Annotated in this window: 23 protein-coding genes; 10 read left to right on the top strand and 13 right to left on the bottom strand. The window is 50.1% G+C overall.

Translation table 11 applies throughout. The features are described from left to right. The first annotated feature begins 102 nt into the window (after window positions 1-102). The 3 genes from D9980_RS03060 to fghA all read left to right on the top strand — a co-directional run bounded on the left by D9980_RS03060 (window position 103) and on the right by fghA (window position 3079). Window positions 103-1005 carry a LysR family transcriptional regulator gene (locus tag D9980_RS03060; protein ID WP_121606376.1) on the top strand — a complete coding sequence of 301 codons (903 nt, stop codon included), beginning with the start codon at window positions 103-105 and terminating at the stop codon, window positions 1003-1005. Window positions 1006-1096: 91 nt separating this feature from the next. Next, window positions 1097-2221, top strand: coding sequence for an S-(hydroxymethyl)glutathione dehydrogenase/class III alcohol dehydrogenase (locus tag D9980_RS03055; RefSeq protein WP_024485753.1), 1125 nt, complete (start codon window positions 1097-1099; stop codon window positions 2219-2221). Between the two features lie 15 nt (window positions 2222-2236). Further along, the gene (gene fghA / locus D9980_RS03050; protein WP_121606375.1) at window positions 2237-3079 is read left to right on the top strand and encodes an S-formylglutathione hydrolase; all 843 of its coding nucleotides are present in this window, start codon (window positions 2237-2239) and stop codon (window positions 3077-3079) included. 350 nt (window positions 3080-3429) lie between these two features. Here the strand turns inward: fghA and gsiD are convergent, their stop codons facing one another. From gsiD to D9980_RS03020, 6 genes are all read right to left on the bottom strand, one after another. Next, a complete protein-coding gene (gsiD, locus tag D9980_RS03045) occupies window positions 3430-4335 on the bottom strand; it encodes a glutathione ABC transporter permease GsiD (protein ID WP_121608937.1) in 906 nt (301 codons plus the stop codon). Between the two features lie 12 nt (window positions 4336-4347). Then, entirely contained in the window at window positions 4348-5268 is a 921-nt protein-coding gene (gene gsiC / locus D9980_RS03040; RefSeq protein ID WP_121606374.1) for a glutathione ABC transporter permease GsiC, read from the bottom strand. Between the two features lie 58 nt (window positions 5269-5326). Next, the gene (gene gsiB, locus D9980_RS03035; protein ID WP_121606373.1) at window positions 5327-6862 is read right to left on the bottom strand and encodes a glutathione ABC transporter substrate-binding protein GsiB; all 1536 of its coding nucleotides are present in this window, start codon (window positions 6860-6862) and stop codon (window positions 5327-5329) included. 25 nt (window positions 6863-6887) lie between these two features. Continuing rightward, entirely contained in the window at window positions 6888-8765 is a 1878-nt protein-coding gene (locus tag D9980_RS03030; protein WP_121606372.1) for a dipeptide ABC transporter ATP-binding protein, read from the bottom strand. Window positions 8766-8784: 19 nt separating this feature from the next. After that, window positions 8785-9744 (bottom strand): isoaspartyl peptidase/L-asparaginase family protein, encoded by a 960-nt coding sequence (locus D9980_RS03025; protein ID WP_024485985.1) that lies wholly within the window; start codon window positions 9742-9744, stop codon window positions 8785-8787. 340 nt (window positions 9745-10084) lie between these two features. Continuing rightward, window positions 10085-10621, bottom strand: coding sequence for a DUF924 family protein (locus D9980_RS03020; RefSeq protein WP_121606371.1), 537 nt, complete (start codon window positions 10619-10621; stop codon window positions 10085-10087). Window positions 10622-10739: 118 nt separating this feature from the next. On the opposite strand from D9980_RS03020, the gene moeA reads away from it, so the two are divergent. Together moeA and moeB are read left to right on the top strand one after the other, a co-directional pair. Beyond that, the gene (gene moeA, locus D9980_RS03015) at window positions 10740-11978 is read left to right on the top strand and encodes a molybdopterin molybdotransferase MoeA (protein ID WP_121606370.1); all 1239 of its coding nucleotides are present in this window, start codon (window positions 10740-10742) and stop codon (window positions 11976-11978) included. A 2-nt stretch (window positions 11979-11980) separates the two neighbouring features. After that, entirely contained in the window at window positions 11981-12736 is a 756-nt protein-coding gene (gene moeB / locus D9980_RS03010) for a molybdopterin-synthase adenylyltransferase MoeB (RefSeq protein ID WP_121606369.1), read from the top strand. A gap of 318 nt (window positions 12737-13054) precedes the next feature. Here moeB and D9980_RS03005 read toward each other — a convergent pair whose 3' ends face one another. Further along, a complete protein-coding gene (locus D9980_RS03005; RefSeq protein WP_121606368.1) occupies window positions 13055-14647 on the bottom strand; it encodes an ABC-F family ATPase in 1593 nt (530 codons plus the stop codon). A 490-nt stretch (window positions 14648-15137) separates the two neighbouring features. On the opposite strand from D9980_RS03005, the gene D9980_RS03000 reads away from it, so the two are divergent. The 3 genes from D9980_RS03000 to D9980_RS02990 are packed head-to-tail and all read left to right on the top strand — an operon-like array spanning window position 15138 to window position 18639. Next, window positions 15138-16247, top strand: a complete 1110-nt coding sequence (locus tag D9980_RS03000) for an ABC-three component system protein (RefSeq protein ID WP_121606367.1) — start codon at window positions 15138-15140, stop codon at window positions 16245-16247. Next, window positions 16244-16717, top strand: a complete 474-nt coding sequence (locus D9980_RS02995) for a three component ABC system middle component (RefSeq protein ID WP_121606366.1) — start codon at window positions 16244-16246, stop codon at window positions 16715-16717. Before D9980_RS03000 ends, D9980_RS02995 begins: the two co-directional genes overlap by 4 nt. Beyond that, window positions 16717-18639 (top strand): DUF3732 domain-containing protein, encoded by a 1923-nt coding sequence (locus D9980_RS02990; RefSeq protein WP_121606365.1) that lies wholly within the window; start codon window positions 16717-16719, stop codon window positions 18637-18639. The genes D9980_RS02995 and D9980_RS02990 overlap by 1 nt, the downstream gene beginning before the upstream one ends. Window positions 18640-18964: 325 nt before the next feature. Here D9980_RS02990 and D9980_RS02985 read toward each other — a convergent pair whose 3' ends face one another. Continuing rightward, entirely contained in the window at window positions 18965-19594 is a 630-nt protein-coding gene (locus D9980_RS02985; protein ID WP_121606364.1) for a hypothetical protein, read from the bottom strand. A 592-nt stretch (window positions 19595-20186) separates the two neighbouring features. Beyond that, window positions 20187-21074, bottom strand: a complete 888-nt coding sequence (cynR, locus tag D9980_RS02980) for a transcriptional regulator CynR (protein WP_121606363.1) — start codon at window positions 21072-21074, stop codon at window positions 20187-20189. Between the two features lie 118 nt (window positions 21075-21192). Here cynR and D9980_RS02975 point away from each other — a divergent pair, with 118 nt between their 5' ends. Both D9980_RS02975 and cynS read left to right on the top strand, forming a co-directional pair. Beyond that, window positions 21193-21846, top strand: coding sequence for a carbonic anhydrase (locus D9980_RS02975; RefSeq protein WP_024485977.1), 654 nt, complete (start codon window positions 21193-21195; stop codon window positions 21844-21846). A 24-nt stretch (window positions 21847-21870) separates the two neighbouring features. Further along, window positions 21871-22341, top strand: a complete 471-nt coding sequence (gene cynS / locus D9980_RS02970; RefSeq protein ID WP_121606362.1) for a cyanase — start codon at window positions 21871-21873, stop codon at window positions 22339-22341. A 228-nt stretch (window positions 22342-22569) separates the two neighbouring features. Here the strand turns inward: cynS and D9980_RS02965 are convergent, their stop codons facing one another. The 4 genes from D9980_RS02965 to D9980_RS02950 form a co-directional block, all read right to left on the bottom strand. Beyond that, window positions 22570-23580, bottom strand: a complete 1011-nt coding sequence (locus D9980_RS02965) for a fimbrial protein (RefSeq protein ID WP_162304224.1) — start codon at window positions 23578-23580, stop codon at window positions 22570-22572. 70 nt (window positions 23581-23650) lie between these two features. Then, a complete protein-coding gene (locus D9980_RS02960; RefSeq protein ID WP_121606360.1) occupies window positions 23651-24331 on the bottom strand; it encodes a LuxR C-terminal-related transcriptional regulator in 681 nt (226 codons plus the stop codon). Continuing rightward, window positions 24331-24852, bottom strand: a complete 522-nt coding sequence (locus tag D9980_RS02955) for a fimbrial protein (protein ID WP_121606359.1) — start codon at window positions 24850-24852, stop codon at window positions 24331-24333. Before D9980_RS02955 ends, D9980_RS02960 begins: the two co-directional genes overlap by 1 nt. 15 nt (window positions 24853-24867) lie before the next feature. Next, window positions 24868-25275 carry a fimbrial protein gene (locus D9980_RS02950; RefSeq protein WP_162304223.1) on the bottom strand — a complete coding sequence of 136 codons (408 nt, stop codon included), beginning with the start codon at window positions 25273-25275 and terminating at the stop codon, window positions 24868-24870. Between the last annotated feature and the right edge of the window lie 70 nt (window positions 25276-25345).

Genomic DNA, 25345 nt, shown 5'->3' with positions numbered 1-25345 from the left:
TGTATCCAACCTGTTAAAAGAAAGTTGCGGCTAGCATGCCGCAGTATTACACTCACAAAAACTGAATAATACTCATCAAGTTCATCACGAAAAGAGAAGGTTATGGATCTTACCCAACTGCGCATGTTCTGCTGCGTGGCCGAAACCGGCTCCGTCGCCCGTGCCGCCGAGCAACTGCACCGCGTGCCGTCAAACTTGACCACGCGCCTGCGCCAGCTCGAGCAGGAACTGGGCACCGATCTGTTTATCCGTGAAAAGCAGCGCCTGCGCCTCTCGCCGATGGGCCATAATTTTCTCTGCTACGCCCACCGCATTCTGGCGCTCAGTGAAGAAGCCATGAGCATCACCCATGCCGGGGAACCGGCCGGTAATTTTGCGCTTGGCTCGATGGAAAGCACCGCCGCCACCCGGCTACCTACTTTGCTGGCAGCTTATCATCAGCGATTCCCGCAGGTTTCCCTTTCGCTGGCTACCGGCACCTCCGGGGAAATCATCGAGCGTGTACGCGCGGGAACCTTGGCTGCCGCCTTGGTAGATGGCCCGTTGCAACATGATGAACTGAACGGCTGTGTCGCTTTCCCCGAACGCATGGTGGTGATCACCTGCCTGGACCATCCGCCCATTCACAGCGCTCAGGATGTCAGAGGGGAAACCCTGTTTGCCTTCCGCGCCAGCTGCTCTTATCGCCTGCGCTTGGAGTCCTGGTTCAAGCGTGACGGTTCATTGCCAGGTACCATCATGGAGATCCAGTCTTATCACTCCATGCTGGCCTGCGTGGCCAGCGGTGCCGGGCTGGCGATGATCCCATATTCGGTGCTCAACCTGCTGCCCGGCTACAAGCGAGTCAAAGTTCATTCACTCCCTGCCGACATTGCCGAAACTGCCACCTGGCTGTTATGGCGGCGTGATGCGTTTGGGCCAAACGTCCGCGCGTTAAAACAACTGATTATAGAACAGGCTGAAAGTTCGGAGGTGGAGGCCGAGTCCATCCTCCTGACAGAGTAGGGGCGCCGCAAGTGCTGCCCATTCAGATATCAATGAATTAATTCGGGTCGAACATGTTCGACCCCCTAAAAGTAACGATTAGGAGAACATGATGGAATTTATCAAAACCCGTGCTGCCGTGGCTTGGGGGCCGAACCAGCCGCTGAAGATTGAAGAAGTCGATCTGATGCCGCCACAGAAAGGTGAAGTGCTGGTGCGCATCGTCGCTACCGGCGTTTGCCATACCGATGCCTATACCCTGTCAGGCAAAGATCCGGAAGGCGTGTTCCCGGCGATCCTGGGCCACGAAGGCGGCGGCATAGTCGAAGCGATCGGCGAAGGCGTGACCAGCGTTGCCGTCGGCGACCACGTGATCCCGCTCTACACCCCAGAATGCGGCGAGTGCAAATTCTGTAAATCCGGCAAAACCAACCTGTGTCAGGCCATCCGTGCCACCCAGGGCAAGGGTCTGATGCCAGACGGCACCACCCGCTTCTTTAAAGACGGCAAGCCGATTTTCCACTACATGGGCACCTCCACCTTTGCTGAACGCACCGTAGTACCAGAAATCTCACTGGCAAAAATCAGCAAAGAAGCGCCGTTGGAAGAAGTCTGTCTGCTTGGCTGTGGCGTCACTACCGGCATGGGCGCGGTGATCAACACCGCCAAGGTCAAGGCTGGCGATACCGTGGCTATCTTCGGCCTGGGCGGCATCGGGCTGTCGGCGATTATCGGCGCTCAGATGGCCGGTGCCAGCCGCATCATCGGTATCGATCTCAACACCAGCAAGTTCGAACTGGCTCGCAAGCTGGGCGCGACCGACCTGATCAATCCAAAAGATTACGATAAACCTATCCAGGACGTGATCGTCGAGCTGACCGACGGCGGGGTCGACTTCTCCTTTGAATGTATCGGCAACGTCAACGTGATGCGTTCAGCGCTGGAGTGCTGCCACAAGGGCTGGGGTGAGTCGGTCATTATCGGCGTTGCCGGTGCCGGTGAAGAGATCGCGACCCGTCCGTTCCAACTGGTGACGGGCCGCGTCTGGCGCGGTTCTGCCTTTGGTGGCGTGAAAGGCCGCAGCCAACTGCCGGGGATCGTGCAGCGTTATCTGGACGGCGAGTTCGCACTGAACGACTTTATCACTCATACCATGGGGTTGGAGCAGATCAACGAAGCGTTCGATCTGATGCATGAAGGCAAATCGATCCGTTCCGTGATCCATTTCGATAAATAAGCCAGGAGGCAGAGGATGACGATGTCATTAGAACTTCTCGAAGAGCACCGCATGTTCGGTGGTTGGCAACAACGTTACCGCCACGCGGCGCAGAGCCTGAATTGCAACATGACGTTCAGTATCTATCTGCCACCACCGCGCGACGATAACCCGCCGCCGGTGCTGTATTGGCTGTCGGGTCTGACCTGCAATGATGAAAACTTCACGTTGAAAGCCGGTGCCCAGCGCGTTGCCGCCGAGCTAGGGCTGGTGCTGGTGATGGCAGATACCAGCCCACGCGGCGATGAGGTGCCGAATGGCGAAGGTTACGATCTGGGCCAGGGGGCGGGGTTCTACCTCAATGCCACTCAGGCACCCTGGGATCAGCACTTTCGCATGTATGACTACATCAGCGATGAGCTGCCAGCGCTGATCAAGCAGCATTTCAGCGTCAGCGATCGTCAATCCATTGCGGGCCACTCGATGGGCGGCCATGGTGCGTTAATGATGGCAATGCGTAACCCGCAGCGTTTTCGTTCGGCGTCGGCCTTTGCGCCGATCGTCAACCCTTGCCAGGTGCCTTGGGGCCGTAAAGCCTTTGCGGCCTATCTGGGGGATGACGAAACGCAGTGGCTGCAATATGACAGTTGCCATTTGCTGGCCAGCGGGGCGGAGCAGCTGCCGATGTTGATTGACCAAGGAGATGGGGATCAGTTTCTGGCAGATCAGCTGCAACCGGCCAAGCTGGCGGAGTTGGCACGCCAGCGCGACTGGCCGTTAACCCTGCGTATTCAGCCGGGTTACGACCACAGCTACTTCACCATCGCTACCTTTATCGAGGATCATCTGCGTTTTCATGCCGAGCATCTGTTTAAATAGTCGATACCCCCCTCACCCTAACCCTCTCCCTCAAGGGAGAGGGGACCGATCGAGTAAGTTTGAAAATGCAGTGACGCACCTTGGATGAAGGAGTGATCGAATTTGCTGAGATAGCCTCTTTAACTTCCAAAAGAGCAGGGACTTTCAGCTCCCTCTCCCTGTGGGCTGTCTCTTATACACATCTCAAGTTGCGGTCAAATGGCCGTAATTTGAGAAACATAGCAGGCTGATTTTAAAGAGAATTTTTCCGAGTGCCCTATTGATTCGCTTGAAATAATTCCCATAAAAAACAGTAAGATGCCGAGTTGTGTATAAGAGACAGCCCTGTGGGAGAGGGTTGGGGTGAGGGGTCATCCCTTCAGTTTCGGATCCAATGCATCACGTAGCCCATCGCCTAACAGGTTAAACGCCAGCACGGTAAAAAAGATTGCCAGGCTGGGGAAGATCGCCACATGCGGGGCTATCACCATATCCGCCCGCGCTTCATTGAGCATCGCGCCCCATTCCGGCGTTGGCGGCTGCGCCCCCAATCCCAAGAACGACAGGCTGGCAGCGGTAATGATTGAAGTACCGATACGCATGGTGAAATAGACCACGATCGACGAGATGGTGCCCGGCAAGATATGCCGCAGAATGATGGTCCAGTCCGAAGCGCCGATACTGCGCGCCGATTCAATGTAGGTCAGGTGCTTCAGCACCAGAGTATTGCCACGCACCAGACGCGCAAACGCCGGAATGCTGAAGATGGCCACGGCGACAATCACGTTGGCCATGCCGCTGCCCATGATCGCCACCACGCCAATCGCCAGCAGAATACCGGGGAAGGCAAACAGCACGTCGCTGATGCGCATTACGATGCGATCCCACCAGCCTTCGTAATAGCCCGCCAACAGCCCGAGCACCGTGCCAATCACGCTGCCAACTAGCACCGAGAACACCCCGGCAGCCAAAGAGATCCGCGCTCCCATCAGAATACGACTGAAAATATCCCGGCCCAGCGAATCCACCCCAAGCCAGTGCACCAGCGAAGGCCCTTGATTGAGCCGATCGTAATCAAAGAAGTTTTCCGCATCAAAAGGCACCAGATGCGGTGCCAGCAGCGCAGCGGCCACCAGCAGCAACACAAACACGCCGGCCACCATTGCGACCTGCTGGCGACGAAAACGCCGCCAGAACTCATGCCAAGGCGTACGCACCGCGTTGGGATTAATCACCGGCATTGCCTTGAGCGCGGCATTACGCCGCCAATACTTCATCATACGGCCTGCCTATTGGTAACGAATCGAAGGGTTGATTGCCGCATACAGCATATCCACCAACAAATTAATCAGAATAAATTCCAGCGAGAACAGCAGCACTTCGGCCTGGATCACCGGGTAATCGCGCATTTCTACCGAATCCACCAGCAGGCGCCCCAACCCCGGCCAGTTAAATACCTTCTCGACCACGATCGAGCCACCCAGCAGGAAACCAAACTGTAGGCCCATCATGGTGATCACCGGGATCATGGCGTTGCGTAGCCCGTGTTTGACGATCACCAGTGTCTCCGGCACGCCCTTGGCGCGGGCGGTGCGCATGTAATCTTCCTGCATCACCTCAACGAACGAGGCGCGGGTGAAGCGGGCCATCACCGCCGCTACCGCAGCGCCAAGCGTGATTGAAGGCAAGATGTAATGCTGCCAAGTATCCGCTCCGACCGTCGGCAGCCAGCCGAGGTTGACCGAGAACACCTGCATCAGCAACATCCCCAACGCAAAGGCCGGGAATGAGATGCCCGACACGGCCAGCGTCATCCCCAGCCGATCCGGCCAGCGGTTGCGCCATACGGCGGAAATCATGCCGATCGCCATGCCAAAAATCACCGCCCACACCATGCTGGCGATGGTCAGCCAGAAGGTTGGCATAAAGCGCGAGGCGATCTCTTCACTGACCGGGCGTTTGGACACCATCGACGTGCCGAAATCGCCCTGCAAAATATTGACAAAGAAATGCACAAACTGCTGTGGCAACGGCTTGTCCAGCCCCAGATCCTGGCGCACCAGTTGGACGACGGCTTCGTCGGCCTCCGGCCCCGCCGCCAACCGCGCCGGATCGCCCGGCAGCATGTGGACAAACAAGAACACCAGCACGGCCACGATCAGCAGCGTCGGGATCAGGCCCAGCAGGCGTTTTAGAAAATAATTAAGCATTGCGCATAAATCCCCCTCACGCCGCCCTCCCCAACCGGGAAAGGGCGGCGCCCAGCGCTTATTTCAAATCCGCGTTATCAAAGTTAAACGAGGTGTCCGGCATCACGTAGAAGCCGCTCAGCTGTTTGTTGTTGGCAGACAGCAGGCGCTCGGTCACCAGGAAAATCCATGGTGCGTCGGCCCAGATGCGGTCTTGTGCATCTTTGTACAGCGCCTGTTTCTGGGCACGATCGGTGGTGGCCAACGCTTCGGCCAGATCCTTGTCCACCTGCGGGTTACTGTAGAACGCGGTATTGAACTGCTTAGGCGGTGCAGATTGGGTGGCGAACAGCGGCGTCAGCGCCCAGTCGGCTTCCCCAGTTGAGGCAGACCAGCCGGTATAGAACATGCGCACACCGGTATCCTTCACGCCGACGCTCTCTACCTGCGCCGCACGCTGGCCCGCATCCATCGCGGTGACGGTCACTTTGACCCCAACCTGCGCCAGCTGCTGCTGAGCAAACTGCAACACTTTCTGAGCAGTGCTGTGGTTATGGGAAGACCACAACGTGGTAGTAAACCCGTCCGGATAGCCCGCTTCTTTCAGCAGCTCACGCGCCTTGGCCGGATCGTATGGCCAAGCGTTGTAGAGGGTGGCAAAATCAATGGCCGGAGGCACCGGGCCTTCCGCCGGAACGGCAAACCCAGAAAACGCCACCTTAATCAGCGCGTCCTTGTTGATCGCATAGTTCAGCGCCTGGCGCACCTTCGGGTTATCGAAAGGCTTCTGCGTCACGTTCATGCTGATGTAGCGTTGCAGGATCGACGGCGCGGCCACCAGATCCAGCTTGCTGTTTTTCTCCAGCACCTTGGCTTGCTCATAAGGGATTGGGAAAGCAAAGGTCGCTTCGCCGGTTTGCAGCATCGCCGCACGGGTGTTGTTATCCACTACTGGCCGCCAGGTGATGCTGTCCAGCTTCGGTAAGCCCGCTTTCCAGTAGCCGTCGAATTTCTTCACTTTCACATAGTCGGTCTGGTTCCAGGTTTCGAACTGGTAAGGGCCGGTACCCACCGGATGGAAACCGATCTCCTTGCCATACTGCTTGAGGGCCGCCGGGGAAATCATCGCCGCCGCCGGGTGCGCCAGGTTGTTGATAAACGCCGAGAATGGCGCTTTCAGCACGATTTTGACCGTGGTGGGATCGACCACTTCGGTTTTATCGATCATCTTGAACAGGTTGTAGCGTTTCAGGCGATTATCCGGGTTACTGGCGCGATCCAGGTTAACCTTGACCGCCTCGGCATCGAACGCGCTGCCGTCGTGGAATTTAACCCCCGGCTGGAGCTTGATGGTGTAGGTCAGACCGTCTTTGCTGACGTCGTAACTGTCCGCCAGGACGTTCACCAGCTTCATATCCTTATCAAAGCCAAACAGCCCCTGATAGAAGGATTTGGCGACCGCCTGCGACAAGGTGTCGTTGGCATCGTACGGGTCGAGCGTAGTGAAATTGGACGCTACGGCAATCACCGCATCCTTGGCAGCCCAAGCCGGGCCAGCAGCGGCAGCCAGCAGTACGGCGGCCAAAACATTACGCTTGAATGTGTGCTTAGTCATATTGCTTAACTCTCCTGAGGCAAGGCTAAAAAGCACCGGCAATAGGGTGACGGGCCACAAAGTGCCCTGGCCCTACCTGCACTAAAGGTGCGGTAACGGGTTCATCGTCCAGCCCACGGATCGGGCTGGGTATTTCATCCACCAGCAGCGGCTGACGTTTATGCGCATGGGTTGGATCGGCCACCGGCACGGCGGCCATCAGCTTACGGGTATAGGCATGCTGCGGGTTTTCAAACACCGCGCGGCGTGGGCCGATCTCAACAATCTGGCCCAGGTACATCACCGCGACGCGATGGCAGACTCGTTCCACTACCGCCATATCGTGGGAAATAAACAGAAATGCAATGCCCAATTCACGCTGTAAATCGAGCAGCAGATTGACAATTTGCGCCTGAATCGACACGTCCAGCGCGGAGACCGCTTCATCGGCAATCACCACTTTCGGGTTGAGTGCCAACGCGCGGGCAATGCAGATACGCTGGCGTTGACCACCGGAGAACTCATGCGGATAACGCCGCGCATGCTCCGGCTTCAGCCCCACCCGCTCCAATAGCCAGGCCACCCGTTTTTCAGCCTCCGCCCCGCGAGCAACGTTGTGCACCAGCAACGGCTCCATGATGGAGAAACCAACGGTGAGCCGTGGGTCCAGAGAAGCGTAAGGGTCTTGAAAGATAAACTGAATATCACGGCGTAAATGCTGTAAGGCAGAGCCTTTCAAGCGGTTGATCTGTTGGCCGTTGAAGGTAATAGTGCCGCGTTGGCTATCGACTAGCTTTAACAGTGAGCGGCCGGTGGTGGATTTGCCACAACCGGATTCGCCGACCAACCCCAACGTTTCGCCGGGATAGAGGTCGAAGCTGATATTTTCCACCGCATGCACACGGCGCGTGACGCGGTTGAGAATGCCGCTGCGCAGATCGAAGCGCGTGACCAGATTTTCTACCTGCAAGATCGGCGTAGCTCCTGCGGGTATGGTGTCTTGCGGCTGGTCGTTATCGTCAACGCCCGCTAACGGAAATTTTGCCGGGAAGTCTTTATCTGCCATCGCGCCCAGCTGTGGCACGGCGGCCAACAAAGCTTGAGTGTAAGGCTGCTGTGGAGCGGCGAACAGCGAGCGCACCTCCCCCTGTTCCACCTTTTCACCTTGGTGCATCACCAGTACCCGATCGGCAATCTCCGCCACCACGCCCATATCGTGGGTAATGAAGATCACCCCCATGTGCATTTCCTGCTGCAACACGCGGATCAGCTGCAGGATTTGCGCCTGAATGGTGACGTCCAGCGCGGTGGTGGGTTCATCGGCAATCAGCAGCGCCGGTTTGCAAGACAGCGCCATGGCAATCATCACCCGCTGGCGCATCCCGCCAGACAGTTGATGCGGATAGCGACCAAGGACGTTTTTGGCCTCGGGAATGCGCACTAGATCGAGCATACGCAGCGCTTCACGTTTGGCGCTGCGGTGATCCATCCCCTGGTGCAGACGCAAAGATTCAGCGATCTGCTCCCCCACCGGAAACACCGGGTTGAGGGAGGTCATCGGCTCTTGAAAAATCATCGCCATATCGGCGCCGCGCAAGGTTCGCAGGGTGCTCTGTTTCGCCTTGGCCAGATCGAGCACCTGGCCGTTACGCCGGCGAAAATGCATTGCGCCGCTGGTCAACTCACCGCCGCCCTGCTCGACCAGACGCATCAACGCCAGTGAGGTGACCGACTTGCCGGAGCCGGATTCTCCAACGATCGCCAGTGTTTCGCCACGGTCGACGGTGAAATCCAGATGGCGCACGGCCTCAACGACGTCGCCTTCTTGGCGAAATTGTACGCACAGATCGCTCACCGCCAAGACGCGCTCGGGCGGTAAAATCAGCCCACGTTCTGCCTGTGGCTGGATGGCAGTATCGGTCATGCGCCCTCCCGGCAAGCATTCAGCGGTAGATACCTACGGAAGGGGCATCGCCGACATAGCCGAAACCGCGATACATTCCTTCACTGTTAAACGGCAGTGCGACGTTGCCAAAACGATCGATAGCGATCAGCCCGCCGCTGCCGCCCAGCGCCAACAGCTTTTCCATCACCACTTTGTCGCAGGCCTGTTGCAGGGTTAGACCGGCATATTCAATCAGAGCAGAAACGTCGTAGGCCGCGACGGTGCGCATAAAGATTTCGCCGGTACCGGTGCTGGAAACCGCCACCGTGGCGTTGTTGGCATAGCAACCGGCACCAATTATCGGCGTATCGCCAATGCGCCCTGCCGCCTTGTTGGTCATGCCACCGGTTGAGGTGGCCGCTGCCAGGTTGCCCAAAGCATCCAGCGCTACCGCACCCACGGTGCCAAATTTGCGATCGGGATCCAGTGGATCGCCGCTGAGCGCCGCCGCGCCGTCGTGATCGAGCAACACCCGGCCCTGCTCTGCCTGAGCACGGTGCAATTGGTCAAAACGTTCCTGGGTAAAGAAGAAATCGGGATCGACCATTTCCAGGCCGTGATTGGCGGCAAATCTTTCTGCCCCTTCTCCGCCAAACAGCACATGAGTGCTATTTTCCAGCACCGTACGCGCGGCCAGCACCGGGTTGCGTATCCGGCTGACCCCGGCAACCGCCCCGGCATCACAAGTTCGGCCATCCATCACGCAGGCATCCAGCTCATGGGTGCCCTGGTGGGTAAATACCGCGCCTTTGCCTGCGTTGAACAGCGGGCACTCTTCCAGCAGCCTGACGGCCTCCGTTACCGCGTCCAGTGCGCTGCCGCCTGCAGCCAAAATAGCCTGCCCGGCAGCCACAATGTCGGAAAGCGCCTGGATATAATCTTGTTCCTTCTCTGCACTCAATGCCGCACGGGTAATTGCGCCCGCACCACCATGAATGGCAATCACTGGTTTGCTCATTGACCTGACACCTGTGTCTATCCGCGGCAATTCAAGCAGGTACCGCATGAAAATGGAGAGAGAATTATTATTTAGTCTTTTTCGACTATATTTAGCCCGGCAATCGATGTAAAGCACAAACTCGTCGCCAAGCATTAAGCGTAGCCTGCTTAGACTATTTTGTGCATTGAAAGAGCTAAATGGTATAAAAACAGAGGGTTATCTGGGTTTTCATTTACCGCTGACAGATTTAACCGGCCTATTGGCGGCGGCAGAAAATAGGCCGGCTTGGTTCATGTTTAATAAGCGTTATCCCATGTCCCTCTCCGCTATTTCCCGCCTACACGCCAATGAAAAATATTCAGAAACCCGATCCCGGTTGTTGCAGAAATTCCTGCTCCTCAAACGTAGATTCCCGGCCTAATATCTCGTTACGATGGGGATAACGTCCAAAACGATCGATTATTGATTTATGACGTATTTCAAACTCCAACTGGTCACCATTATTTAATTGGCGAAACAGCTCCAACGCCTGCTGGTGGATCAAGGCGGATTCGGAATGCATAAACGGCAAATAGAGGAAGCCGCGCTGCTCGACCGTCAGGTTTTCACATAATCCAGTGGCGATCGCTTCCTGAGCCAGCACCAGCGCCATTCCGTCACAAGCAAAGGAGCGTGGCGTGTTGCGGAACAGATTACGGCTGAACTGATCGAGTACGATGATTTCCGCCAGTCGTCCTTTGATGGTTGCACGCCAATGCGCCAGTTCTCCTTGGGACGCTGCCTGCCACAGCTGGCCAAAGCGGGTGTGCAGCAAACGGTCGAACTCATCGTCCTTTTTAAACCACATGACTGGGTCGATCTCTTCGAACCAAAAATCCAGTACGTGCTGGTGCATGGCTGTCTCCTATTATTGATTTCAATACGTTAACCTGGTTTCTCCACCACGGCGTTATCTGCCATAATAGCCCTACTTTGCCGAAAAATTCGCGCACGCCGATTACGGAGTTTTGTTTATGGATCACTGTCATACTTCTGACCTCATTTCTCTTGAGCAGGCACTGGAGAAAATGCTCTCCCAGATCGCGCCACTGCAACAGAGCGAATCTATCGCCTTGACCAACGCAGCCGGGCGCATTACCGCCACCCCGGTGGTCTCCCCTATCGATGTTCCGCCCTTCGCCAACTCGGCGATGGACGGCTATGCGGTACGTCTCAGTGACCTGAACGGCAACTCTCCGTTACCGGTAGCGGGTAAAGCCTTTGCCGGAGCACCGTTTACGGATACCTGGCCAGCCAACACCTGCGTACGCATCATGACCGGAGCGCCAATTCCAGCCGGTGCGGATGCGGTGATCATGCAAGAACAGGCTGAAGTAACCGAGGCTGGAGTGCGTTTCAACGCCCCGGTAACCGCCGGGCAAAATATCCGTTTGGCGGGTGAAGATATCCTTCGTGGGGCGAGTGTGCTGCCCACCGGGATCACGTTGGGGGCCGCACAGTTGCCGTTACTAGCTTCATTGGGCGTGGCCGATGTGCAGGTGATGCGTAAATTGAAGGTGGCCGTATTCTCCACCGGTGACGAATTGCAGCCAGTCGGCCAGCCGCTACAAGCCGGGCAGATCTACGACACCAACCGCTTTGCCGTTCGCCTGATGCTGGAACAGCTCGGTTGCACGGTGATCGATCTGGGGATTATTCGTGATAATCAGGAAGCATTACGCGCGGCGTTTATCCAGGCGGATAGCGAGGCCGACGTGGTGATCAGCAGCGGCGGCGTTTCCGTTGGTGAAGCCGATTACACCAAACAGATGCTGGATGAACTCGGCAAAGTCAGCTTCTGGAAGCTGGCCATCAAACCGGGCAAACCTTTTGCTTTCGGCAAGCTCCAGCACGCCTGGTTCTGTGGCCTACCTGGCAACCCGGTCTCTGCGGCTTTGACCTTCTATCAGCTGGTGCAACCGTTGCTGGCCAAGCTGGCCGGTCACACCGAATGGCAACTGCCACCCCGCCTGAAAGCTCGCGCCCTGACGCCACTGAAAAAGTCGCCGGGTCGCCTCGATTTCCAGCGCGGCATCTTCACCAGCAATGCCCAGGGCGAGCTGGAAGTGAGCACCACTGGCCATCAGGGTTCCCATGTGTTCAGCTCATTCAGCCAGGGTAACTGCTTTATCGTGCTGGAGCGTGAACGTGGCTCGGTAGCCGCTGGTGAGACAGTAGAGATCGAACCTTTCAATGCGTTGCTGAGGAACTGAACATGCTGCCGGAATTAACCGATGCACAAGCGCTGCGCTACAACCGCCAGATCGTACTGCGGGGATTCGACTTCGACGGTCAGGAAAAGCTGCAGGCGGCGCACGTGCTGATCGTTGGGCTTGGCGGGCTGGGCTGTGCGGCGGCGCCTTATTTGGCTGCCGCTGGCGTAGGCCATCTGACGCTGGTTGATTTCGACACGGTTTCCCTCTCCAATCTACAGCGCCAGATCCTGCACCGGGATGACCGCATTGGTATGGCGAAGGTCGAATCTGCCCGCATCGAGCTGAGCTCCATCAATCCTCATATCCGTATTGATACCCTGGACACACAGCTGGATGACGAGCAAATGGCGGCGCAGATTGCCGCCTGCGACGTGGTGCTGGACTGTACCGATAACGTGGCGACCCGCGATCTGCTCAACCGCCTGTGCCATGCACAGCGTAAACCGCTGGTCTCAGGGGCTGCCATCCGCATGGAAGGTCAGCTCAGCGTCTTTACCTATCAGCCGGAACAGCCCTGTTATCGCTGCCTGAGCAGGCTGTTTGGGGAAAATGCGCTGACCTGCGTTGAGGCTGGCGTGATGGCGCCTTTAGTCGGCACTATCGGTACGCTGCAGGCGATGGAAGCCATCAAGCTGTTGGCAAACTATGGCCAGCCTTTGGTAGGGAAGTTGTTGATGTTTGATGCGATGAGTATGCAGTTTCGCGAGATGAAGCTGCCGAAGGATCCGCGGTGTGAAGTGTGTAGTAAAGATTAGGCCCCCTCACCCTAACCCTCTCCCAAAAGGAGAGGGGACAGATCGAGTTCGTTGATTCTTCTGCGTAATACCTATCGTTTTCTTACTCATCACGTTCCGAAGCCGTACGGGCTAACCACTCGCTCTGGACTGCTCCTTCTCCCTGTGGGAGGGTTGGGGGACAGATCGAGTTCGTTGATTGCCCTGGGTAAAACCTTGCCTTTCTTGTTTTTACTCCCTACTTTCCGAAGCTGCACGGGCTAATTACCTACTCCGGGCAGCTCCCTCTCCCTGTGGGAGAGGGTTGGGGTGAGGGGCGTGCGGTAAGACTCGAAGGGATCAGTTGATACCCTGGCTACGCAGGTAGTCTTCGTAGTTGCCGGTAAAGTCGATCACCTTGTTCGGGGTCATTTCAAGAACACGGGTGGCCAACGAGCTAACGAACTCACGGTCGTGGGAAACGAAGATCAAGGTGCCTTCATACATTTCCAACGCCATGTTCAGTGACTCGATGGATTCCATATCCATGTGGTTGGTCGGTTCATCCATGATCAGGATGTTCGGACGCTGCATCATGATCTTGCCGAACAGCATACGGCCCTTCTCACCACCGGACAGCACTTTTACGCGCTTCTTGATATCGTCCTGGCTGAACAACAGGCGGCCAAGAATGCTGCGTACCGCCTGCTCATCGTCCTTTTCCTGCTTCCACTGGCTCATCCAGTCGAACACGCTCAGGGTTTCATCGAACTCGTATTCGTGATCCTGTGCGTAGTAACCGATCTTGGCGTTTTCGGACCATTTCACACTACCGTGATCCGGCTGCAGGTCACCCACCAGCGTTTTCAGCAGGGTGGATTTACCGATACCGTTGGCACCCAGGATCGCCACTTTCTCGCCCACTTCAACCATCAGGTTAAGTTTGCTGAACAGCGGGCCGTTGTCGAAGCCTTTGGCCAGCGCTTCCACTTCCAGCGCGTTACGGAACAGCTTCTTGTCCTGCTCAAAACGGATGAACGGGTTCTGACGGCTGGAGGCTTTCACCTCTTCCAACTGGATCTTGTCAATCTGGCGGGCACGAGAGGTAGCCTGCTTGGATTTTGAGGCGTTGGCGCTGAAGCGGCTAACGAAGGACTGCAATTCGTTAATCTGTGCCTTCTTCTTGGCGTTGTCAGACATCAGGCGCTCACGAGCCTGGGTAGCCGCCGTCATGTATTCGTCGTAGTTGCCTGGGTAGACACGCAGTTCGCCGTAGTCCAGATCCGCCATGTGGGTACAAACCATGTTCAGGAAGTGACGGTCGTGCGAAATGATGATCATGGTGCTGTTACGCTCGTTCAGCACCTGCTCCAGCCAGCGAATGGTATCGATGTCCAGGTTGTTCGTTGGTTCGTCGAGCAGCAGGATTTCCGGATCGGAGAACAGGGCCTGAGCCAACAGAACACGCAGTTTGAAGCCGGGAGCGATCTCACTCATCGGGCCATAATGCTGTTCTACCGGAATACCCACGCCAAGCAGCAACTCACCGGCACGTGCTTCTGCGGTGTAGCCGTCCATCTCGCCATAGGCCACTTCCAGATCGGCCACTTTATAGCCGTCTTCTTCGCTCATCTCCGCCATGGCGTAGATGCGGTCACGCTCTTCCTTCACCGCCCACAGCTCGGTGTGGCCCATGATCACGGTGTCCAGCACGCTGAACTGTTCAAAAGCGAACTGATCCTGGCGCAGTTTACCCAGGCGCTCATTCGGATCCAGGAACACGTTACCGCCGCTCGGCGCCAGATCGCCACCGAGGATTTTCATGAACGTCGATTTACCGCAGCCGTTGGCTCCGATCAGACCATAGCGGTTACCGCCGCCAAATTTGACAGAGATGTTTTCAAACAACGGCTTACTGCCGAACTGCATAGTGATGTTGTTAGTGCTTAACACAGCGCTCGCTCTTAATTTGATTGGGAATGTGATTTGGCGCGCATTATGCCATAACGGCGGTCAGAGATCGCGAGGATTTTTGGCTGCTTTTTAAGCAACACAAGGCAAGACCTATTCTAATGGTGGTTAGTCAAAGGGGAGAAGGTCAAAACATGAGGCTTAACTAGCAAAAATAACCCTCTGATTAAGCTAGGCTAGTAAATCGACACTTGTTTCTATAGGGATAGGCCGTTACTAAATGGGCTAACTATATAGTAGAAACAAACCAAGTCCCCTCCCGCCTGAGGTGTGTGTATAAGTGGCTAGAAGCTCAACAATAGAGATCTAACAATGGATTTTCGAATCTAGCTTTTTACTTGATTTTATCATGATCATAATAACAGCTTGTTATCAATTTTTAGTGTATGTAAACACAGTACAAAGACAAGTTATATTTAGTTATTATCTAACCCTTGTTACATGTAAAATTAGCTAAAAAAGGACTCAAAGTATGGAAGGAGCCTCCAATAACGCAACAAAAAAACTTCTTGGTTTTGACTATCAAAAACTCCTAGCATTAGAGTCCTGTTTAAATGCTAAAGAGAATGAAACAATTTGGATTGAATGTTTTGGGGACATAGCTCTTGCGGATAAAAGCACAGAGGTAAAACATCATTTAACTCGAAGTGTTTTAAACGACGCCCACATAGATTTTTGGAAAACACTATATAATCTAGCCAATGAATACCCGATACTCTCTGGTTTTAATAGGTTTGAACTGTTAACCACATCAGAAATTAATGATGCTTCTATTTTTTTTAATTGGAATAATGTTACCGCAGAAATAAAACTTTCTCGCATAACATCAGTAAAATCAAACAAAACAATATCAAAGTATCACGACTTCATTTTTAGTTATGAAAAAAACAAATTACTAACCATACTAGAAAAATTAACAATCATTGGTTCTCAACCCATGATTAATCAAAAGTATGAAGAGCTCAAGTCACATGCATCATTTCTTATCATACCTGACCAACATGTGGATAGTTTCATGCATAAAATGCTAGGTTATATATCAATGAAAGCTATCGACGACATGGATAGATGGCACATCGATCGCAATGAGTTTAAAAGAGAGATGGAGGGATTTGCAAAACCATTCATAGATAAAGATTATCCATTCCCTCACGTAGCTAAAAAAGACGTAAATAGAAGCGATGCATCAAAATTTAATTTTATTGATGAATTAAAAAAAATCGATCTCGATGATACAATTGTAAATAATGCTATAGTAGACTTTCTTCGTGCGGAAAGAAGTGCGCTAAAGATACTAAAGCTTCACTCATCCATGGCTGACAATCTTGAGGAATTTGATGACGCGCTTTGCGATGATCTTTCTCTTGTAAAGTTAAAGCATTCAGCCGTGATCTCTCATGAAAAACAGAAAGAATTAGAAATAGTTTCGACTTCAAAAAAAATGTACTCAGAATGTTTATTACTAAACAACAAGAAGATACTTGGAATACAAGAAATAGCGGGCTATTACCAAAAAGGTAGGATACATTCCATTGTAGATAGAAAGGATTTTTCTTGGATATTTCTGGAGGATAACAAATGAGACCAAAAGAAATCTCAGCGCTGTTGAACTCTCCTTTATGGATTGCCTTATTGTTAAGATATTTTCTATCCGGGGCACAACAAATAAAAAAAAATGGGATAGAGTTGGAACTCATCTATCTCTCAATCCCATTTATATTAAACGAGTCTGTTGTAGACGAGTTATCACATGGAAACAAAAGCTCGAATCTAAGTAAGATAACTACAAATCCGAAACTAAGGGGAGAGTTTATTTCATCACGTGATTTAATAAATTTCTATAGACCGATAGTAAAAGCCGGGCTAATAACTTTGGCATCCTCTTGCAAAATAAAAATCAATAATAGAATATATCTAGAGAACATTTCTACTAACTTTAATTCGCTAAGTGATTCCCATGTAAAAAAGCACTGTAAGGCAGCATACAATTTAGGTGCGATTTTTGCCAAAGAAGAATCCGTGGAGCTAATGATTAGATTTGGAGCGAAATAATGAAAGCTATCATCGAATCAATAAATATCTTCAATGAATCAGGAGATCACAGGTTCATTGAGTTAACAAATGGGCTTAATGTAATCACTGGTGACTCTAAAACAGGAAAGAGCGCCTTACTAGAAATAGTCGATTACTGTTTATTCTCAAAAACATCAAGTATTCCCAAAGGGGTTATCACGACATTTGCATATTTTTACTCTGTAGTTTTTAAACTAAAGGATAGTTACATAATTGTTGGTAGACATGCTCCAAAAACCAATTTGGGATCAAAAGCATTTATAAAACTGGAAACCAATAAGGATAACATATCCCCTTTGAGCCTTAATTATTTTGACAACCAATCCCCAACAACTATAAAAGCAGCACAATCCAAATTTGAAACATATCTTGGCCTGTCCGTTTTAGATATGAAAGATGAAATAAATAGTTTTCATCATGGTAAAGCGTCAATTAGAAATGCAGTGTCATTGCTATTTCAGCATCAGAATCTAATAGCAAACAAGCATGCTCTGTTCTATAGATTCCATGATTTTGTAAAAAGAGACAGGACAATAAAAGAACTGCCTATATTTTTAGGTTGGGTGGAAGGGAATTATTATAGACTTATAAGAGAGCGCGATGATACATTAAAAAAAATACGTACCCAAGAAAAAATAGAAATGCATGCAAAGAACACTCAAGATGAAAACAAGAGAATAATAAAAAATCTTGTTGAGGAGTACCTTTCTGCTATTGACTATAAAATAGACGAAAATATTTCTTACTCTAAACTATTAATGTTGGCTAAAAATCTCCCACCAGTACCTGATATTCCACATGGTTCACCTCAGACAGAAAAAAACTATCAAGATGCAAATAATTCACTAGTAGAGCTGAACTCAAAACTAATCGAGATTAACAGAAAAATTGCAATCCTAGATAACTGCTCTGATATATCTATCAATCAAGCCATTGATTTATCTAAAATAAAAAGCACATTTGGTATATTTGAGCCTGGAGAAATAATAACTTGCCCCCTATGCTCTAGTGTGCAACCCGAACTCAGTAATGAGTTAAAAGAATTGGAACTACATCAGGAAAAGTTAATTTCCGATATAAATAAGCTACAATATTTTCAAGAGGATACTTCACAGGAACTGGAAAGATTAATTAAATTAAAAGATAGTATAAAGAAGGACGTTAGAATATTAAATGCAAAAATAAAAGATTACGAAAAAAACAAGATAGAGTTAAGTAAATTTAATAACTTTAGAGAAAAAGCTAGTTTTATGAGAGGGAAAGTCACCTCGCTAATATCTTCTTTCTTTAAAAACAATGATATTATTAATTCAAGTGATAACCTAAAGACGTTGAGAGATAGGTTAAAAAAACTAGAAACTGAATTATTACAATATGATTTAGAAAAAAAATACTCATCTAGTGAGAATCGGCTTTCACGGGTAATGACTCAAATTTGCAATGAACTAGATTTTGAAGAAGAATTAAAACCAGCGAAACTATACTTCTCGTTGAAGGATTTCGACTTTTATCACTATCATGAAGGAGAAAGAATAAGTTTACATGAAATGGGAAGCGGTGCAAACTGGTTGGCATGCCACTTATCTCTTTTCTTAGGTTTATTATTCTTGTTATCAATAGAAGAAAAATCTTGCATACCAGCTTTTTTATTTTTAGATCAACCAAGTCAAGTTTATTTCCCTTCTGATTCAGATCGGAAATTAGCAAAACACTCTGATATCAAACAAGTTGAAAATATTTTCAACACTATAAATGCAGTGCTGAATTATATATATAAAGCATCTGGCTTTTTACCGCAAGTTATAGTGCTGGAGCATGCTGATAAATTACAATTAAAAGATATAGAATTTGATTCAATAGTGAGAAAACGTTGGAGAGAAAACGGGGAAAAATTGATATAGACTATCATTTTATTTTTACCGAAAGTTACAACTATCAGCAAGTCAGGAGGAGGATTTCCTCCTGACATACAACTTGTAACTAGCACTTTTTAATCCGTTGACTACCGAGTTAATCAGTTAAGTGGTACAAATTGGTGTCATCACCAAGCTTAGGTTACCGCGTTCCAACGTTGAGATATTTCTTCCACCTTTCACAGCAGAGCTGAAAGGTGGAAGAAATATCTCAACTACCGGGTGGAGTTTCCCTGTTCCGTCCCAACAGAAAGTAACGAATGTGCCACATTAACATAATGCCTTGACTATTACTTACTCCTCTCTTGATAATTCAGTTTTTACTTGTAAACTCCTCAATTATCAATATTTCAACAGGTATCAAATGTCGATTAATTGCAACATCGCCACCTTCGACTTCTATAGCCTTAGTCGCTATTAACTCATCGAATATGAATTTTTTATCCGCATAAGATAGATGTCTCAATTGTTTATGTGGGTTTTCATGCTTAACAATAATTGAGCGCATTCCGTTATCACACTCTTTCGATTCAATTCTTGAACTTTCTCTATTGCTAATATCCACAGTGTATTCATCAAGCAATTGACTAACTGATAAGTTATTTAAACTAATTATAACGCCTGATATGTAATGCGAGTATCCATTGTCTATCTCATACTGTATAGACGCATTCATATTATTAAACCCATCATTTGAAATATTCAAATTTTCTTTTTTAACGAGGAGATATAGGTCTACTGCGAAATTGAATATTGCTGGATATATATCAATGAAATCCCCATAATTTATAGAACTGTCAGTTAAGCATGATTTTGTATAAGCAGACTTTGTATCGCGCAATATAAAATCGAATGACCTTTTTGGTATTAGACATATAATAGTAACATCAGCGCGTAACTTCCCCCAATTTTTAGAATCTATTGCTTTTGTATCATTTAACAATTCAGACTTGTGGGTTGCGAAATTCCTCAGTGCTTTTAATGCTATATACCGTTTATTATTGCTGCTGATATTATAAAAAGCTTTCTCGAATTTTTCTACAGAACTACATATGACTGTAAGTAAATCCTTCAGATCATCTGAATCCGATGAGGCAGTATACTCATAGTATTTTTTTGAAAAATCGTGCCATCTCTTTTTCGCAACTTTCTTTAGGTGTCATAGAAACTCCATCTGTAATATTAACAATTCACAAGTATAAATCTCATTACAGTGTCCTTCAACATCTTCTTAGAGTTTTTATAAATGCATTGCTCACAATTTTCAGTAGTTTACATTTATTTGTTAATATTCTACCTACTGATGTACAACATGCGCTGTTTTAATTTCATCAAAAATGTAAAGTTAGTGCTTAAAACAGCGCTCGCTCTTAATTTGATTAGGAATGTGATTTGGCGCGCATTATGCCATAACGCAACACAGAGATCGTGGGAAGTTTTGGTGAAGATTTGCTCGGCGCTCGGGGTGTGGAGATATTCGCCTGTTAAATATCTCCTTCAGAACGCATTAACAGCTAACCAAACCCGTCACTTTTTTAGCCCATTTCCTTGACCTGATCTTGCAACATCGCAATAAATGCTCGTGAAGCGGCGCTGCGGTAACCCTCTTTGCGTTGCAGCACCACGGCGTGGCGCTCGGGCATGGGAACCGACAGCTTGATGGGCAGCAGCAGCGGATTACTCCGTGCGATGGCCTGCGGCAGAATGGTCGCGAGCTGGCCGTGGCGCACAATCTCAACGATGGCGCTAATCGCATTCGCCTCCATGGCAACCTGAGGATAAATCGCGTGCTGATGGAAATATTCATCTACATAATGACGCGTAGCGAAGTCACCGTTGAGTAGCACCAACGGCACCTGTTGCACCTCTGCTACGCTCAAGGCGGCGCGGCGCTTGGCAAGCTGATGCCCCTTCCCTACCATCAGTTGCAGCCGCTCCGTGAACAACCTGGTAGCGGCTATATCCGCAGAGTGAACCGGCTCGAAGGCAATCCCCAGATCCAATTGGTCATCGCACAATAACGCCTCCATCTTATCCTGCGTCATCTCACGGATGTTCAGCGTAATCCCCGGGTAGCGCCGGAAAAAGCCGTCGACCAACGGTCCAATCAGGTAGGAGGTAAAGGTCGGCGTCATCGCCAAACGCAGGTTACCGCGTTCCAACGTCGCGACATCCTGAATGGCCCGCTTGCCAGCCTCCAGATCCTGTAATGCTAGTCGGGCATAGCGCATCCATGCCTGACCCGCATCGGTGAGTTGCACCCTACGCCCGGAACGGTCGAACAGCTCTACCTGTAACGTCTCTTCCAACTGTTTGATCTGCTGTGACAAGGTCGGCTGAGAAACATGCAGCACCTCCGCCGCCCGGGTGAAGTTCCCCTGCTCCGCCACCGCCAGAAAGTAACGTATGTGCCGCAGTAACATAACGCCTCTACTATTAGTTATCCCTATCGTGACGATTATAAATGAGTCTTGGAACCTATAGCTAGAAAAGTCCATTCTTGCCTCCATTGAAAGCGAGCCACACATTGATGGAGTCACCATGCAAGAGGTTATTGACGGTTTTCTGAAGTTCCAGCGCGAGGCTTTTGTTGAGCGCACAGAACTGTTCAAACGTCTGGCCACCAGCCAGAGCCCACGCACCCTATTTATCTCATGTTCCGACAGCCGATTGGTGCCGGAGCTGATCACCCAACGCGAACCAGGCGACCTGTTCGTTATCCGCAACGCGGGCAATATTGTCCCTTCTTTCGGGCCTGAGCCCGGTGGCGTTTCGGCCTCGGTGGAATATGCCGTTGCCGCGTTAGGCGTAGAGGATATCGTGATTTGCGGCCACTCCGATTGCGGCGCCATGACCGCCATCGCCACCTGCAAATGCCTGGATCACATGCCCACCGTAGCCAACTGGCTGCGCTATGCCGATGCCGCCAAGGCAGTCAATCAGGCGAATGAACACGCCAGCGAGCACGATCGCATTAACTCGATGGTGCGTGAAAACGTCATCGCCCAACTGACCAACCTGAAAACTCACCCTTCGGTCGCGCTGGCGCTCGATCGAGGTAATCTGCGACTGCATGGCTGGATCTACGATATCGCTACCGGCTGTATTGATGCATTAGATGGCAATACCCGCCGTTTTGTGCCGCTGGCGAGCAACCCGAGCGTCACCGCCAGCCCAGCTATACAACGCTTCTAATCTACCAAACCTATTGGAGTCAACATGACACAGTCTCTACATAACACTTCCGCACGTCAGAACCTGACCGACATCATCATGGAGGCTAAAGTCCGTAAAGGCCTGACCTTCGAAGCCATTAATCAAGACACCGGCTTGAGCTTGGCGTTTGTGACCGCCGCACTACTTGGCCAGCATCCGTTGCCGGAACAGGCCGCCCGTGTAGTAGCCGCAAAGCTGGATTTGGATGAAGATGCGGTGCGCCTGCTGCAAACCATCCCGGTGCGCGGCAGTATTCCCGGCGGTGTGCCGACCGATCCGACCATCTATCGTTTCTACGAGATGGTGCAGATCTACGGCTCAACCCTGCGGGCGCTGGTGCATGAACAATTTGGTGACGGGGTGATCAGCGCCATCAACTTCAAGCTGGATATCAAAAAGGTCCAAGACCCCGATGGCGGTGAACGCGCGGTGATCACGCTGGATGGTAAGTACCTGCCAACCAAGCCATTCTAGGCCGTTAAGTCACAAAGTAAGCTGAATTCACATGGATGACAAAGTGGCAATGTTGCTGATTTGGTTAAAAAAACGCACCAAACCTTGCTAACCCATTGATTATTCAGATGGGCGCAGCATGCAGCGCCCCTACGTGTTAAGTCCGGTGAGGGGTTGTCAGTAGTCTCAATTCAGCGCCTGGTATCAGGCGCTGAATCTCCCCCTTGACTCACACGACTGTGGCAATAGTTAATGTACCGTCATGATCAAGGTGGCGGATGCCGTGAAACTGCCGGTAACGGCCTTAGTCACATCCCTAATCACCGGAGCTGCCTGTAATTCATCTTGCCCAATACCGTTAAGTAGCGTGGTGTGAAACTTTTGGTTCGGTTTGACCACTTGGCCATTATATCTGACCATCACCCCAATATCCTCAGGCAGCGTAGTGGCAATAAGCTCTGAGGAGAAAGCTGCCGGAACCGCAATAAGATTAATATCGATATCTTGCGTTACCGCACTGTTGCAACGGTATTGTAGCGGTATGGTTTTGACATAACGGCTGCCATCGCTACTGATCTGGGTATTATCAAGATCGCCAAAGTCCACCTCAATAGCAGTACCGTTATTAATGGTACACACTAGGGGGATAGGAATAAATTGCCCTGCCGTCGAGACACTCATGAAAGGGGTATCATTAAAAACGGTCTGACTCCATGCTGAACGAAAAGCCCGGAATAATTTTACATTTGCCGGAATTATCAATGTGCCACCTAGCTGATCGCGGCGCAAACGCAGTGTCATAGTATTCGTATCTGTTCGGCTAGTAAATCGTACGTAAAAGGAATGAATTCCAGGGGGTACCAAATCGTTTATTCCATCAAAAATCCCGGTTTTGCTGGGGATATCATGTATATTCAGCGAAAAAGTATACATTTTTATGTCAACGTCTTCATTAAGCTTATAAAATCCGCCACCGAATTCTGATAGTGGCAAATTCGTCTTGGTTTGATTATACCATTCTATACGTGTATAACCCCAGCTTGGGTCTTTGTCTATCCAACAGCTCACAATATAATCAAGTGGCACTGCAAAATTAAATTTAGCCGTTGCCCCCGCCTTGCTGCTATAAAAAGCCCCGTCGTTAAGTTTAACGTTGAAATCATTATTACCGCCTGGGTCCCAGCAGGTATTCTTCATCTCACTGGCGCTGGCTACGGCAGGCATCAGGAGTAATATAGCAAGCATCATTTTCAGTATCATAGCCACCCTATCCATTGAATAAAACCTTAATAAAAACATTGCAGGCACCCAACCTCGTCCATTTGCAGCATTAAAACAATCCAATCATTTCTTTATTATCACTAATGAACGAATAGAGTTCCTGGTTAGTTTGCAGATTAAGCTTTTTCATTGCTGATTTTTTCTGCGTAAAAATGGTTTTTACACTTTTCTTTAAAACATAGGATATCCGTGTCAGCGTATACTCTTTGGCTATAAATTTAATAACTTTCATTTCATTCGAGGAAAGTCTAAGTCTGCCACAAACGCTGCATGATTTCGTCATGATACTTTCATGCTCAATATGCTTCATTCTGTCACGACTTTCCAGCTGACGAACAACTCTTTCTATCACCGCGCCCAATGGCTCATCTCTGAATATGATAGGAAAGTGCCTTAAGCATTCGCATACCTCATTTTTCCCTTTCCCATTCGTATCACGCTCCACAATGGGGAAAAATATACCCTTGAAGCCCTGCTTGATATAGGGTGTTGCCAGTAAGCAATCGGTTCCTGGATCGATTTGTTGAAAAATAATATCGCAGCGCCTTACGTCATCGGCTAAATCAAAATATTCAACCGCCCGTTTGCGTGAAGCGAGCGCTTGCTCTAAACCCAGTCGCAGCCCCAATGCATAGGCTGCATTATTATCCTTTATCACTATCCCCAGCATAATTCCCTCAACAAAGCTAAAGTCTGGAATAACTCCACAACAGTTTTTATCATCTATCATTAAGGATAATATAAGGTAAAGGCCACGTTCGCGGTAAAATCACCCTCAACAATCCCTTGGTGGTCAATAGCCGCCTCTGATGCACTGACGTAAGCGGAAAATTTCAAAGTACGGTTACCGTCGGTGAGTAAATAGGATTTAATCGTCTTGTTAATCTCCAGCGGTTTCCCCTTCTCGGTCTCTAATCCTATCGCAATACCTTCCGCCATCCCGTTGACTGCCAGCAAGCCTGGCTGTTGCAAGTCCTCAACACCGTTGAAACCGATCTCAACGCTGTTCCCCAAGCTAATATCACACTCCTCCAATACAATGGAGAAACCATAGCTATGCGTACGTTGATGTAGATAAAGCGTATTCTTAATGACATTACCTAATTTAACGGTCTGATTAACCGATGCCATACTTAGCGTACAAGGTTCTTCAACCAGTTCGCCATGTAGAGATATATTATAATCCTGTGCCGCGAGGGTCTGATTAACCCCTAACAACAGACAGAAAATTAACACCACACGATAATACATCCTGCTCTCTTCCACTTAGAAATAGCTTGATACCAACGTTGCAACGGCACTGAACTGCCCTGTCCCCAAAGGGATTGCCGTATCCTTTTTTACCGGTACAGCAATAAAGCTGAACGTCTTTTGGTCTACCGCGTCAAAAAAGCGATTTAAAACAATCGGCCCCCCGTTGGCATCCTGGATAGCAATACCCAGGTTGGCTATATTGGTGGTCAATATATTCCCCCCACCAACGGTGGCTTCGCCTTGCAGCTGCAAACGTAGTTTTTTACCCAGGCTTTCTTTACAATTTAGATTGACCACGGTGAATTGTGAATACTTCACGCCGTCTACCTTTTTGATCCCCACCTTACCAAAATCGACGTCAATGGTTTTGCCACCGTTAAATTCACAAGCGGGTTCGAAAATGCGTCCCTTGAAATTCATAGCCGTTCCAGCAGCAGCTTGTCCCTGCGATACGCAAAGCATCAGGAATAGGGGTATCGCAGGCAAAGAT

The sequence above is a fragment of the Serratia sp. 3ACOL1 genome (assembly GCF_003668775.1).
Taxonomy (GTDB): domain Bacteria; phylum Pseudomonadota; class Gammaproteobacteria; order Enterobacterales; family Enterobacteriaceae; genus Chania; species Chania fonticola.
Note: the sequence above shows the minus strand (reverse complement) of the source record. Positions and strands in the feature narration are given on the sequence as shown.

What these genes read in the sequence shown, in the direction of transcription:
- D9980_RS03060 (WP_121606376.1), top strand. Translation starts at nt 103, where the DNA reads ATGGATCTTACCCAACTGCGCATGTTCTGCTGCGTGGCCGAAACCGGC.
- D9980_RS03055 (WP_024485753.1), top strand. Translation starts at nt 1,097, where the DNA reads ATGGAATTTATCAAAACCCGTGCTGCCGTGGCTTGGGGGCCGAACCAG.
- fghA (WP_121606375.1), top strand. Translation starts at nt 2,237, where the DNA reads ATGACGATGTCATTAGAACTTCTCGAAGAGCACCGCATGTTCGGTGGT.
- gsiD (WP_121608937.1), bottom strand. Translation starts at nt 4,335, where the DNA reads ATGAAGTATTGGCGGCGTAATGCCGCGCTCAAGGCAATGCCGGTGATT.
- gsiC (WP_121606374.1), bottom strand. Translation starts at nt 5,268, where the DNA reads ATGCTTAATTATTTTCTAAAACGCCTGCTGGGCCTGATCCCGACGCTG.
- gsiB (WP_121606373.1), bottom strand. Translation starts at nt 6,862, where the DNA reads ATGACTAAGCACACATTCAAGCGTAATGTTTTGGCCGCCGTACTGCTG.
- D9980_RS03030 (WP_121606372.1), bottom strand. Translation starts at nt 8,765, where the DNA reads ATGACCGATACTGCCATCCAGCCACAGGCAGAACGTGGGCTGATTTTA.
- D9980_RS03025 (WP_024485985.1), bottom strand. Translation starts at nt 9,744, where the DNA reads ATGAGCAAACCAGTGATTGCCATTCATGGTGGTGCGGGCGCAATTACC.
- D9980_RS03020 (WP_121606371.1), bottom strand. Translation starts at nt 10,621, where the DNA reads ATGCACCAGCACGTACTGGATTTTTGGTTCGAAGAGATCGACCCAGTC.
- moeA (WP_121606370.1), top strand. Translation starts at nt 10,740, where the DNA reads ATGGATCACTGTCATACTTCTGACCTCATTTCTCTTGAGCAGGCACTG.
- moeB (WP_121606369.1), top strand. Translation starts at nt 11,981, where the DNA reads ATGCTGCCGGAATTAACCGATGCACAAGCGCTGCGCTACAACCGCCAG.
- D9980_RS03000 (WP_121606367.1), top strand. Translation starts at nt 15,138, where the DNA reads ATGGAAGGAGCCTCCAATAACGCAACAAAAAAACTTCTTGGTTTTGAC.
- D9980_RS02995 (WP_121606366.1), top strand. Translation starts at nt 16,244, where the DNA reads ATGAGACCAAAAGAAATCTCAGCGCTGTTGAACTCTCCTTTATGGATT.
- D9980_RS02990 (WP_121606365.1), top strand. Translation starts at nt 16,717, where the DNA reads ATGAAAGCTATCATCGAATCAATAAATATCTTCAATGAATCAGGAGAT.
- cynR (WP_121606363.1), bottom strand. Translation starts at nt 21,074, where the DNA reads ATGTTACTGCGGCACATACGTTACTTTCTGGCGGTGGCGGAGCAGGGG.
- D9980_RS02975 (WP_024485977.1), top strand. Translation starts at nt 21,193, where the DNA reads ATGCAAGAGGTTATTGACGGTTTTCTGAAGTTCCAGCGCGAGGCTTTT.
- cynS (WP_121606362.1), top strand. Translation starts at nt 21,871, where the DNA reads ATGACACAGTCTCTACATAACACTTCCGCACGTCAGAACCTGACCGAC.
- D9980_RS02965 (WP_162304224.1), bottom strand. Translation starts at nt 23,580, where the DNA reads ATGATACTGAAAATGATGCTTGCTATATTACTCCTGATGCCTGCCGTA.
- D9980_RS02960 (WP_121606360.1), bottom strand. Translation starts at nt 24,331, where the DNA reads ATGATAGATGATAAAAACTGTTGTGGAGTTATTCCAGACTTTAGCTTT.
- D9980_RS02955 (WP_121606359.1), bottom strand. Translation starts at nt 24,852, where the DNA reads ATGTATTATCGTGTGGTGTTAATTTTCTGTCTGTTGTTAGGGGTTAAT.
- D9980_RS02950 (WP_162304223.1), bottom strand. Translation starts at nt 25,275, where the DNA reads ATGAATTTCAAGGGACGCATTTTCGAACCCGCTTGTGAATTTAACGGT.